Origin of the sequence: Streptomyces sp. AM 2-1-1, from assembly GCF_029167645.1 — a bacterium.
In the GTDB taxonomy this organism is placed as follows: Bacteria; Actinomycetota; Actinomycetes; order Streptomycetales; family Streptomycetaceae; genus Streptomyces.
The window spans coordinates 22,556-37,641 of sequence record NZ_CP119147.1 but is presented as its reverse complement, the minus strand read 5'-3'; the positions used below and the strand labels follow the sequence as shown (position 1 = coordinate 37,641).

Sequence of the window (15,086 nt, the reverse complement as noted above, 5' to 3'; positions counted from 1 at the left end):
GGGAGCACGTATGGGCCGGCACGGATATCTGGCGTTGTGGTGCGTCATCCTCGGCGCCGTCGCGCTCGTCGGATACGGACGGTCGCTGGCCGGGGTGACCCGCGGCCAGCGGGCGGTCCGCGTCATGGGCCGGATCGAACGGGTCACGGAGCCCCGGCACGGGAGCTCGGGACGCGAGGGGATCGCCGTGGTCGTCACCTTCCGCGATCCCGCCACGGGGCAGGAGTTCACCGTCACCAACGACGGCGAGTGCGGCGACCGAATCAGCACGGCCTGGACGGGCCGGGAGATCGGCATCCGCTACCCTCCCGGCCGCCCGCACGCCTACCGCTTCACCACCGACCCGGACGCCGGACGGAGCGGCCTCGGCCGGCCCAACTTCGCGGTCTTCCTCATCTACGTCGGGCTGGTCGTCGTCGCCTCGATCGACTGGGGCTGGCCGTGGGCCCTCATCGGCTTCGGCGTGCCCTGGACGCTGCTGGGCGCGACCTACCTGCCCGGGGCCGTACGCGACTCACGCCTACGCATCGAGGGCCTCGCCTCCGGCGGCCCGGTCCCGGGCCGCGTCATCGCCGTACTGAAGGACGTCACCGTCGAAGCGGACGGCGAAACCGCCACCAGCCACACCCCGGTCGTCGCCTTCACCACCCACGACGGCACCGCCGTCACCGCCTACCGCACCGTAGGGCTGAGCGATCCCGCCCGCTCGCGCGGCCGGGACCTCACGATCCATTACCGCCCCGACAACCCGGTCGTCTTCACCACAGACCTCGCTGCCGAACACCGCTCCCACGTCGCTGAGATCGCGTTCGCTGCCGGGGCCCTTCTCTTGGGGGTCGGCGCGGCCGTGGCGGGAGGGATCTTGATCGCGGGCTGACGCCCACCGGCCCTGACGAGCCGGCCCCGCGACCGGCACGACGTCAGGTGACAGCCGCCGCCGAATCGATGTGTTCGCGCATGCCCGGATGAAGACTCGACGGTGCGGCAACATCGTTCTCGGTGATGTCCTGCGATTCCTGGGCGACGTCCATCAGGCCCGAACGAGCGTTTTCAGCGGTGCCTCTCCAGGGCGAGGACGGCTTCGGTGATGACGCTCATGCGGTCGGGGCCGATGCGGGATCTGGGGAAGAGCCGCCAGGACCTCAGCCGCGCCACGCGTCGTTCGACGGGTGCGTCGGCTGTGCGGCACGACGGGGGAGTGACCGGCCGGCCGCCGGCATCTGTGGCACAACCTCGGGCAAGCCGCTGAGCGGGCTGTCGCCGGCCACCACCCGTGCCTTCGCGTCCGGGTCCCCGACCGCGAGGGGAAACCCGGGCCGGTGGGGGCCGGCGAGGGTGATCAGCCCAGGTGCTGCTGGGCGTATACGGCGATCGCGTCGCGAAGGAACTCGGCCAGCGCGGGGTGCTTGGCGTCGTATCGGGCCTTGAAGTCCGGGTGGTCCACGTAGGTCTGACCCAGGCCCGTGAACGAGGCACGGCCGGGGGTCCAGAACGCCGAGACCGCCTCGAACTGCCGGCCCATGAGTTCCAGTGCGCGGGCGTCCGTCGGCGGCACTCCGGCCCGGACCAACTCGACGGCCGCGTCCTCGATCGCCTCGTACTCGGCACCGATCCTCTGGGTCCGGGGCGTATCCCAGCCGGCCATGCGGCGCTTGCTCTCCGTGATGTGCTCCATCACCTTCTTTCCGTGCCGGTCGACCAGTTCGTTCTCATACTGCGTCTGCTTGACGGGGTCCAAGCCCTCGAACAGCTCTGCCGGGTTCATGGGGGTCGTTCCTTCCAGGTGAGCGAGGGTGTTGGCGACCGTCTTGGCCAGTTGGTCGAACCGTTCACGTTCGGCGAGGAGCTTGACGAGGTGCCCGCGCAGGGCCGTGACGGCGTCCTTCTCCTCGTCCACGACCTCGGCGATCTCGGCCAGGCCGAGACCGAGCTCGCGCAGGAGGAGGATGCTCTGCAGTCGCAGCACCGACGCCTCGCCGTAGTAGCGCTTACCGCCACTGCCGGCCCTGTCCGCGGGGAGCAGACCAAGGGCGTCGTAATGACGCAGCGCCCGCGAGGTCAGCCCGGACATCGCCGCCAGTGCCGTGATCGACCACTCTTCAGCCACGTGCACCTGCTCTTTCCTTGCCCATCACCCTCGACGGATCACGCCGACATCAATCACCGTAGAAGTTGACGCAGCGGCAACCGCAAGCCGGATCCCGTCGCCGGCATCGTGGTCTGCGTCACATCTCTCCTCGGAGACAGAAACCTCCGGACTGCGGCGGAGAACGGGCCAGGCCGGTTTCTGTCCGGCTGCCGCTGCCCGCCGGGTTGCCGTCCGCCCCCGCAGCCCTCCATGGGCCGGCCCCTGCCGGCCGTCGGGTCCTCTGCGGGCCGCGAGTTCTGCCGCACGTCTCCCTGCTGGGGGCGGGCGTGCTGGCGGCCGGCCGTTTCGCTGGTGAACCTGCCCCCGAGCGGCGCACTCGGGACTCCGGCCACTGTTTACCGAGGCACCCGCCCGGAAGAGGGGCCGGTGCGTCGTTCGCAGCGGGGGCACTTCGCCACCAGGGCGGATGTCGGATCCCGGGGGCGAAAGCCCGCTGCCCGCCAACGGGACGGCCCGACCGGGTGGCCCGGCCACGCTCACCGCCCGCGCCCGCAAGTACGGCGCGGACATCGCCGCCGTGGTGGGCCGGTGCACGGCCGGGTGGGAGGGTGGCCCGCGCGTGACGGACGAGCCACCCTCGCCTGCTGACCAGCCCGTTCACCTGCCGGCACAGGATGAAAGAGGCTCACTGAGCGTTTTCGAAGTGGCCTGCGGGCGGATGACGGCGATGAGGGCGCAGCGCACGCGGGGGAGCCGGTGCCGAGGCGACGGCCCGGTGGTCGAGGCGGGGCCCAGGACGCGTTCCCGGCCGAACAGGGGGCCGCTCCGCACAGGGCCGGCCCGCGACCTGAAGCCCTCCGACATACGCGGACATACGCGAAGCGGCCCCGCCCACCCGGGCGGGGCCGCTTCGCGGTCATGGGTGCGGGTCAGGCGTGACGACGGTTTCCGGTAATGACCCGGTACAGGACGAGGAGGATCAGCGAGCCGACGATGGCAGCGATCCACGTAGAGAGGTCGAAGAAGCCGTCGATCGAGTCGACGCCGAAGATGACCTTGCCGAGCCAGCCGCCCAGGAGACCGCCGGCGACGCCGATGAGCATCGTGATGATGATGCCGCCCGGGTCCTTGCCCGGCATGAGTGCCTTGGCGATGAGGCCCGCGAGCAACCCGATGATGATCCACGCAATGATGCCCATGTTGCCTCTCCTACCTGGTCATATAAAGACGGTGTCAAGAAGCCGTGTTTACCGTGCCGGTGTTTTCAAACCCTGTTCGCACGAAACATCTGTGCATCGGCCGGCGGGGCGGCACCCCAGGGCGCGGGATCCCGGGCGACGTCGGTCCGCGCCGCGACGGGCCCCCGGTGGTTCGCCCGCAGTGACGGCCGGTCCCCTGCTGCCCAGGGGCGCGGCCTGTTTTTCGTCGGGCCGTCCGCACACGCCGCACCCCAAAGAGCCGACTCACCATCACCGTCGTGACCAGCGACCACAACAACACCTGAGGGACATTGCGTTGTACGTCCGGACTGAGGTGAGAGCCGCCGCTCCGAGGTGAGAGCCGCCGCTCCGCCGACGCCGATCGCGGCGAGCGCGCTCCTCCGGTCCCCGGCGGGTTTTGAAGGGTCATGACCTCGACTCCGGACCGTTCAGACGCCCGCGATGAGCAGATCGCCGAGCTGCGTACCGCTCTTCAGCAGGCGGTCGGGCGGAGGATGGAGTGCGACGCCGAGTGATGTCCTCGGCGTGTCCAGCGAGTATCCCGACGCGGCGGCCAGAACGTGGACGGTCGAGCTTCTGCCGAGTTTCAACGCGACAAGTGCCTCAACGGCGACCGTGACGGCCTACGCCCTGTGTCTGCCCACTTCATGAGGTGGTTCCCCCGGCGAGCGGGCAGCGGCATCGTCCCACGACGCTGTGCCGCTCCGGGTTGCGGTTCAGTGGCAGGTGCCGGGCGGCCAGCGGTCAGGACCGGTTCTCCGTGTGGTGACGGAGCCCCCTCGGACCTTCCGGGTGGGGCTCCGTTTGCGTACCCGCCTGCCAGCGCCTGCGCGGCACCGCGCCTTGGTGGCTCAACGGGCGGCTTCTGGGGAGCTGGTCGGGCCTGGTCCTGCTCCCCTCAGGCCGTTCGTGCTGGTGGACGTCCGGGAGGTCCGGGTTCGGTGGTCGGGGGCGGGAGGAGGCGGTCGAGGACGTATCGGATGTCAGGGTGCCGGCCGGTTCCGGAGCGGTAGAGGGCGTGGATGCTGCGGTGGACCGGCACGTGCAGGGGGTGGACGCTCAGTTCCGGTGTGGGGGCGGGGAGGGCCATGCGCGGGATGAGGGCGACGCCCGCGCGGCGGGCGACCAGGGCTGTGAGGACGGTGAAGTCGCCGGCCACCGCCGCGGTTCGCGGGACGAAGCCGGCGGCGCCGCACGCGCGCTGTGTCATTTCGTGGCACGCGGTCTCGGGGCCCGGGAGGAGCCAGGGGGCGTCGGAGAAGCGGCGCAGGTCTGCCGGCGCGCCGGGTGACAGGTGGCGCTCGGTGGCGTCGGCGGTGTGCAGGACGAGGAGGACGGGTTCGTCGAACAGGGCCAGGTGCTCGCAGCCGGCGGGAAGAGGGCGGGGGAGCAGGCTGTAGGAGTGGGTGACGGCGATATGGACCTGGTGCCGGGCGAGGGCGGTCTCGGCGGCCGGGGGTTCGTGTTCGGCCAGGAACAGGGTGGGCGCTTCCGGGGCGGGTGCGGTGCCGGGCGTGGGCCAGAGTGTGGGGATGATCGTGCGGGCGGCGGAGGCGAACGCCGCGATCCTGACGGTGCCGCGCTCGCCCTGACGCAGTGCTGTCAGGTCCGACTCGGCTGCGGCGAGGTTGCCGAGGAGCACGTGGGCGTGGTCCACCAGGCGCTGTCCCGCGCCGGTGAGGTGAAGGGTGCGGCCCCGCTTCTCCAGGAGCCGTACCCCGGCCTCCTTCTCCAGCACCGCCAGCTGCTGGGAGACGGCCGGGCCGGTGAGGTGCAGGGCCTGCGCGGTGGCCGCGACGGTGCCCTGCGAGGCGAACTCGGCCAGCACCCGCAGTCGGCGAACATCCAACAAGGAAGACTTCCTAACTGATCAATAAGAAAAAGATAAATAGACCTAATGAATGCTACCCGGCAGAGTCGGCAGGGTGAAGCTCGACAAGACCCCGCTCGCCCTCGCCGCCACCGTGCTGCTGTGGGCCACCGCCTTCCCCGCGATCCGCGTGGCCCTGGACGGCTACGGACCGGCCCAGCTGTCCTTTCTCCGCCTCGCCGTCGCCTCCCTCGCCCTCGCCGCCGTCACCCCGTGGCTGAGTATCCGGCGGCCCGCACGCGACGACCTCTGGCGCATCGGCCTCGCCGGCGGCACCGGGATGAGCGCCTACCAACTCCTGCTGAACTGGGGCGAGCTCCATGTCCCCGCCGGTACCGCCAGCCTGATCATGGCCGCCGTCCCCGCGATGAGCGCCTTGCTCGCGGCCCGCTTCCTCGGCGAGCGGCTCACCCCCACCAAGGCCGGCGGTTCACTGACCGCTCTCGCCGGCGCGGGACTCATCGCGCTGTCCGGCACGGAGAGCGGATACACGGCGGCCGCATGGACCGTCCTCGCAGCGGCCTGCGGCCAAGCCCTCTACCACCTGACGATCAAGCCCTTGCTCCGGCACTACACCGGACTGGAAGTCGCCGCCTACACCATGTGGGCCGGAACCGCCTTTCTGCTCCCCCTCGCCCCCACCACCATCCGGGCCGTCCCCCACGCCCCCCTCGGAGCGACAGCCGCCGCCGTCTGCCTCGGCCTCCTCCCCTCGGCCACCGGGTTCTTCGTCTGGGGCTACGCCGTCGCCCGGCTCAGCGTCACCACCGCCACCGCCGCCCTCTACCTCGTTCCCGCGGTCGCACTCGCCGCCTCCTACCTCTGGCTCGGCGAACAACCCCACCCCACCGCCGTCCTCGGCGGGCTCATCACCATCACCGGCCTTCTGCTCCTCAACAAGCGCCCCCGGCCCCCGCGGCCCGCAACGCCGGACCCCGCACCGCGACCGGGAGAGACCGCCTTCCCACGCCACCACTCCTGACCCCCGGCCGACAGCCCGATCACGGGCGGTGCGCCCGCGCCCCTGAGGTCTCGAGTCCGTCCGGCGCCGCAGGATGGGTGCACCGGTCCCACGGCGTGGGGTCCGCCGGCCTCGATCGGGACGGTAAAGCGCCCTGAGCGCCGCAGACCTGGACGGACTACGAAGACCAGGCACTCGTCTTCAGCCTTAACTAACCGGTCATATGGGGCTATTGCTCTTCCTTGCCGTGCCTGTCACAACGGAGAGGTGGCCCTCCGCACGAGGGCTTGAGACTGGAGGCCCCGATGCGCCCGCGTTACCGCCCCATGGCCCTGCTGGCAGCCGCTGTGACCTCAGCGGCCAGTTGCCTGCTCTTCGCCACCCCCGCCTCGGCAGGAGTCGCGGACACGACCTGCCTGCTCGGCACCGAGACCACGACCTACAGCCCACCCGTCACGCTCACACCCCAGACCGTGCACATCAACACGGGCAGGCAGCTCGGTCCGTGCGTGTCGACCAACCCGGCCATCACCACCGGGACGATGACCATCTCGTTCGACGCGACCCGTTCCTGTCTCACGGTGGCCTCCCCGTCGACCGCCACCCTGACGATCAACTGGAACAACGGCCAGAGCAGCACCCTCCTGGTGAACTACGTCAACAACAACGCCGCCGGCCAGATCGTCTCCGTCGGCACGGGCGCGGTCACCACCGGCCTGTTCGCCGGTGACAGCGCGGTCGTCGTCAACGTCGGCCCCACGCTGGACACCCTGAACTGTGTCCTCAACGGGATCAGCAGCCGCACCGGAACCTTCACCCTCGAACTCACCTCCCTGTAGCCGTCATGCTGGCGGCATGGGTGCGCGCCGGGAACCATGACCGGGACGAGGCCACCGCACCAGCCTGCGCTCGAAACGAAGGGGCCGGAAGCGCTGAGCACGTCTCCGGCCCCGTTTGCATGTCCGCCCCCTTTCCGGGCGCAGGTCACCCGCCTCCAGACCCGCGAGCGCGCGGTCCGCAAGGTCGGCCGGATGCTCCTGACCTCCGCCACCGGCACCGGCTGCGACATCGAGCAGACGTGCGGCGTCACGGACCTCACCGCCAGCGATCACTTCAAGAAAGCCCGCACCCTCATCGACAGGGCAACCCCCTGCACCCACTCGGCGCGACCCCGGCCGCGAACACCCGCCCCGCCCCCTCCTCCAGGACGTCCTCGGCCCCGGGCAGGACACCACCCTCCTCGTCAGCACCCGCCCCTGGCCGCTCCTCGCGCTGCGCACGCAGACCCACTACCTCAAGGGCCAGATCCGCCGGCCCCGGCCGGACCTCGCCGCGCGCCTGGGCGAGGAGGTCCGCAAGGACTGGCAGCCCCGGGGCCGGGAACGGGCCCGGAAGCGGGCGGTGGCCTCCACCGGTATCAGGGTCGAGACCCGTGCCCGGTTCGGCTTCACGGCCGCCGCGGGCTCCAGCGACGACGGCAGGATCCGCCGCCTCACCCAGCCCCTGCCACCCCGCTACGCCGCCCGCCTCTTCGGCGCCCGGGCCGCCGGCGCCCGCGACGAAGACCTCCAGGCCGTCATCGCCGAAGGCCTCCAGGACCAGTACTTCCAGGACGGCGGCCGCCGCGCCGCCGGCCTCCACGTCCAGTTCACCGACATCGACTACCTCGACATCCAGCTCTGATCCCCGCACCAACCGTCCCGGGCCTCCCCAGGTCCGGTGAGCCGAAGCACGTTGGTCGTCACATAGGCAGGCTTGCTGTCACCGTTGGTTTCGACCAGGTTGCGGTAGACGAATCGGTGGTCGGTCGTCACCGTCTCCGGAGCGAAGAACGGCAGGCCGGCCACGAGTGCCCGGCGAATTCGGCAACCACCGCGGCGGGGATGCCGGGGCAGGGCCACTCCAACTTCTCGCCCCAGTCCGCCCCGGCGGGCGCGGCCGAGCGTCGCAGCGCCGGATACGCCCTAGCCGGACACGGGTGTCAGCTGCTCATCCGCCCACTCGGCGAAGGTGGTCACCGGGATGCCCAACTCCCGGGCAAACTCGGGCCGGGCGGGCTGGAGGACCGCGTTGTTCCACTCGTGTCCGGCTCCCCACTTCGGCATGCCCGCGTCGAGGGCCTCTTCCAGGCTCATGGAGGGCGCGGTCACGGGCACGCCCCAGGCGGCGGACAAGGTCTGCGCGATCTGCTCCATGGTGCGCAGGTCACCGGCCAGTTCCAGTTCCACCTCGTGGAACCGGTCAGGGTCTCGAAGGGCGTGCGCCGCAGCCGTGCCGATGTCCCGCGCGGCCACCAGGGCCAGTTCGGTGTCCGGTTTCAGTACCGTCAGCAGTCCGCCGCGGGGCCCTCTCGGCGCCAGCAGGGGCAGATTCTCCATGAAGAAGGCGGGCTTGATCACCGTCCAGCGGGCAAAGCCCGCACCACGCACCGCCTCCATGATCGCCTGCTTAGTGTGGAAGTAGTCCGCCATCGCCGCCCAGCGGCTCTCGGCCCAGCCGGGGGCCCGGGTGTGCTCACCGACTCCACTGGTCGAGGACTGCACGAACTGCCGTACACCCCCAGCCTTCGCCGCGTCCACCAGGTTGGCGGCTTGGGCGAGCTCGCCCGCGAAGTCCACGCCGGTCTCGTTCATCGGCGGCATCTGCACCGAGAACACCGCGCGGATTCCCTCGACCGCTGGGCCGAGGGAGGCCCGGTCGGAAAGATCCGCCCGCACCAGTTCGGCGCCCAGCGCCTCGATCGCCTGGGCGGCCTTCGACCGCGGATCGCGTACGAGTGCACGTACGGGCACCTCGGCGGCCAGGAGTGCGCGGGCCGTGGCCCCGCCTTGCTGGCCGGTGGCTCCGGTGACCAGGACGGTATCGCTGTTCATGGTTGCTGCTCCTGACGGACCGGAGAAAGAAAACGGCGGGGCCCGCCGCTTTGCTTGCCGCTAAGATATGGCGGTGCCCGCCGTTTAGCAATGAGGAGATCATGCCCGGTCAGCGCTCGGACGCCCGACGCAACTACCAGCGCATCCTCGCCGTCGCCGAAGCCGAGGTCGCCGCGCACGGCGCCGAGGCATCCCAGGAGCAGATCGCCCGCACCGCAGGCGTCGGTTCGGCGACCGTGCGCCGTCACTTCCCCACCCGCCGTGCCCTGCTCGAAGCCGTCTTTCAGGAGCGCATCGAGGGCCTGTGCGAGCGCGCCCACCGGCTAAGTGCGACCGAGGACGGCCGCACCGCCCTCCTGGAGTGGCTCCACGCCCTCGTCCTCTACGCCGTCTCAGCCCGCGGATTCGCCAACACCCTCAGCTACGAGCCCCCCACCGAGGAACCCTCCCCGCACTCCTGTGGCAACAGAATCGCAGCGGCCGCAACTCCCCTGCTCCAGCGGGCCATTCGCGACAAGGCGGTTGCACCACACGTCACCTTTCACGACCTGCTGACCCTCGCCGTCGGCATCGCCCTGGCCACCGAGCACCACAAGGACCCCGAGACCCAGGCCGACCGCCTCTTCCGCCTCGCTGTGGAAGGAATCAGCCCCGAGCACGGCATCGCTGGGGCAGCCGGGAACTCAGACTCTTCGGTACTGGTGACAGAAAGTCTGCCGAACGGGCGCTTGTGACAAGCGGGATGCCCTTATCGGTGACAACCGACGTGCCTCGACCGGTCCTCTCCGCCGGCTCATCCGGCGTCGCCGGTGACAACTCCCGAGCTTCGGCTTAACCGGGACGCGGCGATTGGGCCGTCAGATCGGCGTACAGGGCTTCCGGGGTGGGTCGTGTCGGTCCGGGGCTCCCGGGGTGTCCGGCGGGAGCATGGCCCCCTGAAGGATCAGGCGTAAGAGGAGAGTCGTTAGCTTGTCGTTCAACGACTTCGCTGGGCAGGCAACGGCGGCGCTGGGGCAGCGATCGGCTCAGCTAGCTGGGCACCGGAACCCAGGCGCGCATGTCCGCGTCGTTCGTGCCGTACCAGTAGCGCGGCATTCCTTTGATGCTGGTGGTGCGGAACGGACGGCCGTTGTCGTCGATGCGGATCGTGCCGGTGCGGCCCTGGGAGGACCAGTCGAGTTCGAGGTACCAGCGGGCGTCGCAGGTCTGTGTCGTCGCGTCGACCAGCAGCACCTCCGGGTCCTCGGCGGAGACGCGGTACGGGAAGCGCACGGCCGGCATGGTCCGTCCGCGATCGGCACCGTCCTTCGGGCGGGCGACAGGGCGGTCGACGTCGAGGTCCACGGTGAAGCGGCGGGGCGTGAGCTCGCCGCCGCAGCCCTGTTCCATGGAGTACGCGCTCCCGGCGGCCGGGTTGCCGCGGCCGACGACGCGGACGCGGAGCGCCTCCAGGACCACGGCCGTGGATGAACGCCCCTGCACCGAGATCTGCACCATCGTCCGCCGCCCGTGCACCGCGCCCTGCGTCGACGCCCACGCCCCGGCGTCCTGCTCCACCGGCGGCGGAGGCACCTGTGCGGGCGGTTTGTCGATGACGTAGTCGTGGCCGCAGCCCTTGTCCCAGACCAGGGAGTCGGTGCTCCAGGTGAGGGGCAAGTCGGTGGCCGGCTTCACGGCCGAGGTGAGATCGCCGCTGGTGGGTGACGGGGGAGTGGTGCGCTGCCGAGGGCTGGGCGACGCGGAGCTCCGGGAAGGGGAGGAGGGGGAGGCCGGCGGTTTCGCCGAGTGCCGGGGTGCGCCGGGGGCGGTCGTCCAGGGGGCCGCCGGGCGGGAGGCGTCCGCCTCGGAGGAGCCGTCGTCCGACAGGGCGAACACGATGCCGAGAGCGGCGAGCAACGCGCAGGCGACGGCGGCGGACGCCAGGGCCCGCCGACGGCGGTTCGGGAGGCGGGGAGCGCCGGCGAGGGCGGGGGAAAGCGGGTCGGGATCGTCTCCGGGCTGTTCTGCGGAGCTGCCTGCCTCGACGAGTGGCCCGTCCGGCTCCGGGTCTGCCCCCGGTTCCGATTCTGGCTCCGGTACCGTTGCGCCCGCCGAGCCGGCCGTTCGTGCACGCTGCCGATCGACCACCGCCGACAACCACAGCCGGTGCAGCTCGAGCCGCTCCTGCGGTGTCGCCCCGCAGAAGACCGCGAGCCGTTCCACTGGCGCGAATTCCTGCGGTACCGCCTCGCCCGCGCAGTACCTGTGCAGCGTGGAGGTGTTCATGTGGACGCGCCGGGCCAGAGAACCGTAGCTCCGGTCGGTGCGCTCCTTCAGCCCGCGCAGCAGCGCCGCGAACTCCTCGACATCGTCCCGCATGGACACCGTGCCCCCGTCGTCGCCCGCGATCCCGTATCCCAGGCGCTCGTATACCTGCACGTCAGATGGGCTGGGACGGTTCCACCGTCGCGTCAAGGGCGGCAGCCGTTGCGCCGGGCTCCGGCGACCGCCGATGCTCCTGGTGTCGCACCGACCAGGGCTGGAGGGACCAGCCGGCGTCGGGCGACATCCGACACGCATCCACCGACGGTTACCTCCACAGCCACCGGGGTGTGACGCGTCATCACCCACCCTCACGATGCCGGTCTCCGTATCGGGCAGCCGGGCCGTCCTGTCCCCGCACCGGACACGGCCGGGATGCCGACACGTGCGCCTTCGACACGAAAGCCGCAACCGGCCGAGAGCAACCACAAACGGATCAGAGAAAGAAGTCGCTCATGAACATGAAATTCCCGGCACGCCGTCGTCCGGCCCGCCGCGCCGCCGTCGCCGCCGGCCTCGCCCTGGCCGTCGGACTCGGTGTGTCGACACAGATGTCGGCGCAGGCGTCCGTCCGCGCCCCCGCAGCGGCGTCCACCGCCGCACCACAGTCGGTCAGCGGCACGTTCGGCCAAGCGGTGACCCGGGTCGCCGACTTCTACGGCGCGTACATCGACGCGAAGGGCGACGGCACGGACCGGGACGTCACGCTGGCCGCAGCGCTCCGCAGGCACTACCTGACGCCCGACTTCGCCGAGCGGCTTGCTGCCTGGGAGGAGAAGAACGCGACGGACGGCATCCTGCGTGCCCAGAACATCCCGGCGCGGTGGAGTGTGACCGACAACGGCATCGTGGGGAACGGCCATGAGGTCATCATCACCCTGACCTACGGCAGCGGGGAGACGACACAGAAGACCAGGCTCTTCGTACTGCTGGAGCGGTACGACCACATCGCCGACATCGCCACCACGAGCGCCCGCTGACGGCGGCGCCGCTCCCGTCCGGGCACCGCGCCCCGCCGCAGCGACGGCGGGACGCGGGGCCCGGTGGGAGCGGCGCCGCGGGTAGCCGGCGACGGCACGGCGCCGTGACTCGCGCTTGTGTCCGCCCGGGCACACCCACGTGCCCGGCCACATGCGGTTCTGCCAGTCGGCGTACGGAGCCCTGCGAAGGCGGAGCGTGCGGGCTGAGCTGCACTGTGAGCAGGCAGGGGGGACTCCAAGCACTGCCACCCGTAGCCCGCAGAACGTGAGCCGGCGGCGAGACGGTGGTCGTGAAGGAGACTGAGGGCGGTCAGTCCGAGTCGTACCAGTGAGCGACGGGGCGCTCCGGGCAGCCACGGCACTCGAAGATGTACACCGAGCCCACACTGCCCACGTCAAGCCCGGTGGGGTCCACCGGGACTGCCCGACCGTCGTCCTCGTCCCGGTCCTCCAAGGGCAGCCAGATGCGCCACGAGGCGCCGTCGCATTCCCAGCTCGACACGGTGAGCAGGTGGTCCATGCGGCGGCCGCACCCCTGGCAGTCCACCCATCCCTGACCTGTGAACCAGGACGGATACCCGCCGATTTTGATGCCCGGCGCCTCGGCGAAGCCGGAGAAGGGCAGCAGCGGAATCGCCTCCTGCAGTCGGCGGAAGTCCTCCTGCCATGCGTCGGCCAGGTCTTCCGGCAGATCCCAGCTCGGGTATTCCGTCACCCGCTCCGGGTGGACCACGCACGGCGCCGGAACATGCCCACGGGCCGCTGCCGGATCCGTTGGCGGTGCCGGGAGCACGGCCCGTACGGCGGCGGAGTCGTGCCAGAACACCACCGGCCACGGTGACGCGGGAAACTCGTGGTTGAACGGGCACCAGAGCACCTGCAAGACATCCGTGCCCTCGGGGAAAGACACCACGCCGGACGGCAGGTCCGCGCGGAAGGCCTGCACGACCGGCACCATCGGCACCCTGGAGCTGCCCGGCAGGCCGCTGCCCAAGTCTTGGTGCGTTTGAGTACAGACCGGCCAGGCCTTGTCTACCGGCCACAGCAACGGCCCGCCCACGGAGCTCTCAGTGCTCGACGGCACCCCCCGCCTCGGATGCAGACGCACTGTGTCCCGCGCCCACGCGGCGAGCCCTGGAACAAACCTCACCACGTCCACGGGACGTGGCGGCGTCCGCCGTCTCGCCACGCCTGTCCCGAGGTCCGAGCCCATCAGATGATCATCCATGGAGGAACCCTGCCAGACGGCGCCCGAGCGTTGTAGTTGGCCGGACGGGCCAACTACAACGGCACAGCTGAACGGCATCCGAGCGACCGTTGCCCGCCCCGGGTCTCCCCCGGGGGCCGGGGCGTGGCCGTGGGGTCCGGAGATCGGCGTACAGCGCTTCTGGGCCGTTCGTTCCGAACCGGTCCGCCGGGGCGGGGCGTCCGGAACCCCCGAGGTCCCCTCGGGAATCGAAAGGGCCGGCGGTCCACCTCGGGCCGGATCCGTCCCGGAACCCTTCTCTTCCCCAGAGCCCAAGGGGTCTCTCAGGGAAGTAGTCGGCGCGCCCGGCTCCCGCCCCCGAAAAGGCCCTCGGGCCTGGCGCTGACCAGTCCTGCGGTTGCCCGGTCGGCGGGATCGGATGCCGTGGCCTGAGAGGATCTTCGCTGAAGGGGGAGGTGCAGTAGTGCAGATGCCACCGGCGCACTTGGCCGTCGAACAGGATCGGCTGGAGGAACTGCGCGATCTGTTGGTGGCAGGAGCCGATATCCACGAGGAGTACAACGGGTTCACCCTTCTGCACAGTGCCGTCGACGGGGAGATCGACGGACACGTTCAGACCGGGGAACCTCTTCACGTGGATGCCACGTGTCTCCTGCTGTCTCAGGGCGCGGATCCCACTCGTCGTTCGCACGGTGGGGCGGGGGTGTCAGCGCATCACCTGGCCTTCGTCAACCGGCACTGGCTTGCTTGCGCTCTCTTCGAGGCCTGGCTCGCCCGTGGAGAAGCCATGGGTGATCTCTGACGAAGGATTCCGGGATGCCGCACGGTCCTCGGTCCGCGTCCCCGGGACGTGCGACCTGGCGGTGGTGCCCCGGCAGCGTCCCCGCCCCCGTCCTCGACCTGGCGGGGGCGGGGAACCGCACCTCCCGGTGGCCCGTCCGGGCCGCCGGGATGGTGTCTCAGTCGAGTACGGGGGTGCCGGCGGCCTTGCGGAGGTCTCGCCGCGCCAGGGCGGCGCCCCGGCTCTCGTTGAGCAGCCCCAGGAGTCCGATCGGGAGGGCGAGCCACCGCCACGCGGTGTCGAAGTGGGTGATCACGCCGGCCATCCAGGCGCAGTGGATCGCGATGCCCACGAGATTGCCCAGCAGCCGCAACCCTGGATGCGCTTTCCTGCGGAATACTCTCTCGAACCAGGTCTTTTCCATGGCCCCACCCCTTCACTTCGGCCCGGGACCGGCCCGGACGACGACAGGCGCACCATAGAAGACCCGCATGAACTCCCTTGACCACACCCCATGGTCAAGGGGTTTCCCCCAGGACATCGACGACCATGGGGGCAGAGGAAAGGCCCGTGGTAGGGCAAGCCGGGACCGGCCTCGCCGCCGGAGCTCGTCGCGCGCCTTCGGCGTGCCCGCGTGCTCGTGCACCCGGGCACCACCTGGCGGGCCGTGGACTTTGTGGTGCCGGCGCGGCCGCCCACCACCCGGGCACCCCGCCGTAGCCAGGGTTGCGGAGCTAACCCCACGCCGTCGCAGTGTGCTGCCACAGCCCGCGACCGCCTGGTAGACCAGCCCCCGCGAATCCG

The 15,086-nt window shown here is 70.8% G+C and carries 15 protein-coding genes and 1 pseudogene; 7 read left to right on the top strand and 9 right to left on the bottom strand.

What is annotated here, in order from left to right; all coding sequences use genetic code 11:
- Nucleotides 1–10: 10 nt before the first annotated feature.
- Entirely contained in the window at nt 11–877 is an 867-nt protein-coding gene (locus PZB77_RS00195) for a DUF3592 domain-containing protein (protein ID WP_275490452.1), read from the top strand.
- Between the two features lie 173 nt (nt 878–1,050).
- Here PZB77_RS00195 and PZB77_RS00190 read toward each other — a convergent pair.
- From PZB77_RS00190 to PZB77_RS00170, 5 genes and pseudogenes are all read right to left on the bottom strand, one after another.
- Nucleotides 1,051–1,179: pseudogene (locus PZB77_RS00190) on the bottom strand (IS5/IS1182 family transposase); the annotation flags it as partial.
- 160 nt (nt 1,180–1,339) lie between these two features.
- Nucleotides 1,340–2,113 (bottom strand): TipAS antibiotic-recognition domain-containing protein, encoded by a 774-nt coding sequence (locus tag PZB77_RS00185; RefSeq protein WP_275490451.1) that lies wholly within the window; start codon nt 2,111–2,113, stop codon nt 1,340–1,342.
- Nucleotides 2,114–3,018: 905 nt separating this feature from the next.
- The gene (locus PZB77_RS00180; protein ID WP_275490450.1) at nt 3,019–3,288 is read right to left on the bottom strand and encodes a GlsB/YeaQ/YmgE family stress response membrane protein; all 270 of its coding nucleotides are present in this window, start codon (nt 3,286–3,288) and stop codon (nt 3,019–3,021) included.
- 449 nt (nt 3,289–3,737) lie between these two features.
- The gene (locus tag PZB77_RS00175; RefSeq protein WP_275490449.1) at nt 3,738–3,899 is read right to left on the bottom strand and encodes a hypothetical protein; all 162 of its coding nucleotides are present in this window, start codon (nt 3,897–3,899) and stop codon (nt 3,738–3,740) included.
- A 308-nt stretch (nt 3,900–4,207) separates the two neighbouring features.
- Entirely contained in the window at nt 4,208–5,161 is a 954-nt protein-coding gene (locus PZB77_RS00170) for a LysR family transcriptional regulator (protein WP_275490448.1), read from the bottom strand.
- Between the two features lie 73 nt (nt 5,162–5,234).
- Here PZB77_RS00170 and PZB77_RS00165 point away from each other — a divergent pair, with 73 nt between their 5' ends.
- From PZB77_RS00165 to PZB77_RS00155, 3 genes are all read left to right on the top strand, one after another.
- The gene (locus PZB77_RS00165) at nt 5,235–6,161 is read left to right on the top strand and encodes a DMT family transporter (protein WP_275490447.1); all 927 of its coding nucleotides are present in this window, start codon (nt 5,235–5,237) and stop codon (nt 6,159–6,161) included.
- 284 nt (nt 6,162–6,445) lie between these two features.
- Entirely contained in the window at nt 6,446–6,979 is a 534-nt protein-coding gene (locus PZB77_RS00160; protein ID WP_275490446.1) for a hypothetical protein, read from the top strand.
- Between the two features lie 562 nt (nt 6,980–7,541).
- On the top strand, nt 7,542–7,823 hold the full coding sequence (locus PZB77_RS00155; protein ID WP_275490445.1) for a hypothetical protein: 282 nt from the start codon (nt 7,542–7,544) through the stop codon (nt 7,821–7,823).
- 281 nt (nt 7,824–8,104) lie between these two features.
- Here PZB77_RS00155 and PZB77_RS00150 read toward each other — a convergent pair whose 3' ends face one another.
- Nucleotides 8,105–9,013 (bottom strand): NmrA/HSCARG family protein, encoded by a 909-nt coding sequence (locus tag PZB77_RS00150; RefSeq protein WP_275490444.1) that lies wholly within the window; start codon nt 9,011–9,013, stop codon nt 8,105–8,107.
- Nucleotides 9,014–9,114: 101 nt separating this feature from the next.
- Here PZB77_RS00150 and PZB77_RS00145 point away from each other — a divergent pair, with 101 nt between their 5' ends.
- A complete protein-coding gene (locus PZB77_RS00145; protein ID WP_275490443.1) occupies nt 9,115–9,747 on the top strand; it encodes a TetR/AcrR family transcriptional regulator in 633 nt (210 codons plus the stop codon).
- A 295-nt stretch (nt 9,748–10,042) separates the two neighbouring features.
- Here PZB77_RS00145 and PZB77_RS00140 read toward each other — a convergent pair whose 3' ends face one another.
- Nucleotides 10,043–11,371 carry a helix-turn-helix transcriptional regulator gene (locus tag PZB77_RS00140; RefSeq protein WP_275495854.1) on the bottom strand — a complete coding sequence of 443 codons (1,329 nt, stop codon included), beginning with the start codon at nt 11,369–11,371 and terminating at the stop codon, nt 10,043–10,045.
- A 398-nt stretch (nt 11,372–11,769) separates the two neighbouring features.
- Between PZB77_RS00140 and PZB77_RS00135 the strand changes: the two genes are divergently transcribed.
- The gene (locus PZB77_RS00135) at nt 11,770–12,294 is read left to right on the top strand and encodes a hypothetical protein (protein ID WP_275490442.1); all 525 of its coding nucleotides are present in this window, start codon (nt 11,770–11,772) and stop codon (nt 12,292–12,294) included.
- 310 nt (nt 12,295–12,604) lie between these two features.
- On the opposite strand, the gene PZB77_RS00130 is transcribed toward PZB77_RS00135, so the two are convergent.
- The gene (locus PZB77_RS00130; protein WP_275490441.1) at nt 12,605–13,288 is read right to left on the bottom strand and encodes a DUF1963 domain-containing protein; all 684 of its coding nucleotides are present in this window, start codon (nt 13,286–13,288) and stop codon (nt 12,605–12,607) included.
- Nucleotides 13,289–13,970: 682 nt separating this feature from the next.
- Here PZB77_RS00130 and PZB77_RS00125 point away from each other — a divergent pair.
- Entirely contained in the window at nt 13,971–14,303 is a 333-nt protein-coding gene (locus tag PZB77_RS00125) for an ankyrin repeat domain-containing protein (protein ID WP_275495853.1), read from the top strand.
- A 157-nt stretch (nt 14,304–14,460) separates the two neighbouring features.
- Here the strand turns inward: PZB77_RS00125 and PZB77_RS00120 are convergent, their stop codons facing one another.
- Entirely contained in the window at nt 14,461–14,706 is a 246-nt protein-coding gene (locus PZB77_RS00120; RefSeq protein ID WP_275490440.1) for a hypothetical protein, read from the bottom strand.
- Nucleotides 14,707–15,086 lie beyond the last annotated feature (380 nt).

What these genes read in the sequence shown, in the direction of transcription:
- PZB77_RS00195 (WP_275490452.1), top strand. Translation starts at nt 11, where the DNA reads ATGGGCCGGCACGGATATCTGGCGTTGTGGTGCGTCATCCTCGGCGCC.
- PZB77_RS00180 (WP_275490450.1), bottom strand. Translation starts at nt 3,288, where the DNA reads ATGGGCATCATTGCGTGGATCATCATCGGGTTGCTCGCGGGCCTCATC.
- PZB77_RS00160 (WP_275490446.1), top strand. Translation starts at nt 6,446, where the DNA reads ATGCGCCCGCGTTACCGCCCCATGGCCCTGCTGGCAGCCGCTGTGACC.
- PZB77_RS00150 (WP_275490444.1), bottom strand. Translation starts at nt 9,013, where the DNA reads ATGAACAGCGATACCGTCCTGGTCACCGGAGCCACCGGCCAGCAAGGC.
- PZB77_RS00145 (WP_275490443.1), top strand. Translation starts at nt 9,115, where the DNA reads ATGCCCGGTCAGCGCTCGGACGCCCGACGCAACTACCAGCGCATCCTC.
- PZB77_RS00140 (WP_275495854.1), bottom strand. Translation starts at nt 11,371, where the DNA reads ATGCGGGACGATGTCGAGGAGTTCGCGGCGCTGCTGCGCGGGCTGAAG.
- PZB77_RS00135 (WP_275490442.1), top strand. Translation starts at nt 11,770, where the DNA reads ATGAACATGAAATTCCCGGCACGCCGTCGTCCGGCCCGCCGCGCCGCC.
- PZB77_RS00125 (WP_275495853.1), top strand. Translation starts at nt 13,971, where the DNA reads ATGCCACCGGCGCACTTGGCCGTCGAACAGGATCGGCTGGAGGAACTG.
- PZB77_RS00120 (WP_275490440.1), bottom strand. Translation starts at nt 14,706, where the DNA reads ATGGAAAAGACCTGGTTCGAGAGAGTATTCCGCAGGAAAGCGCATCCA.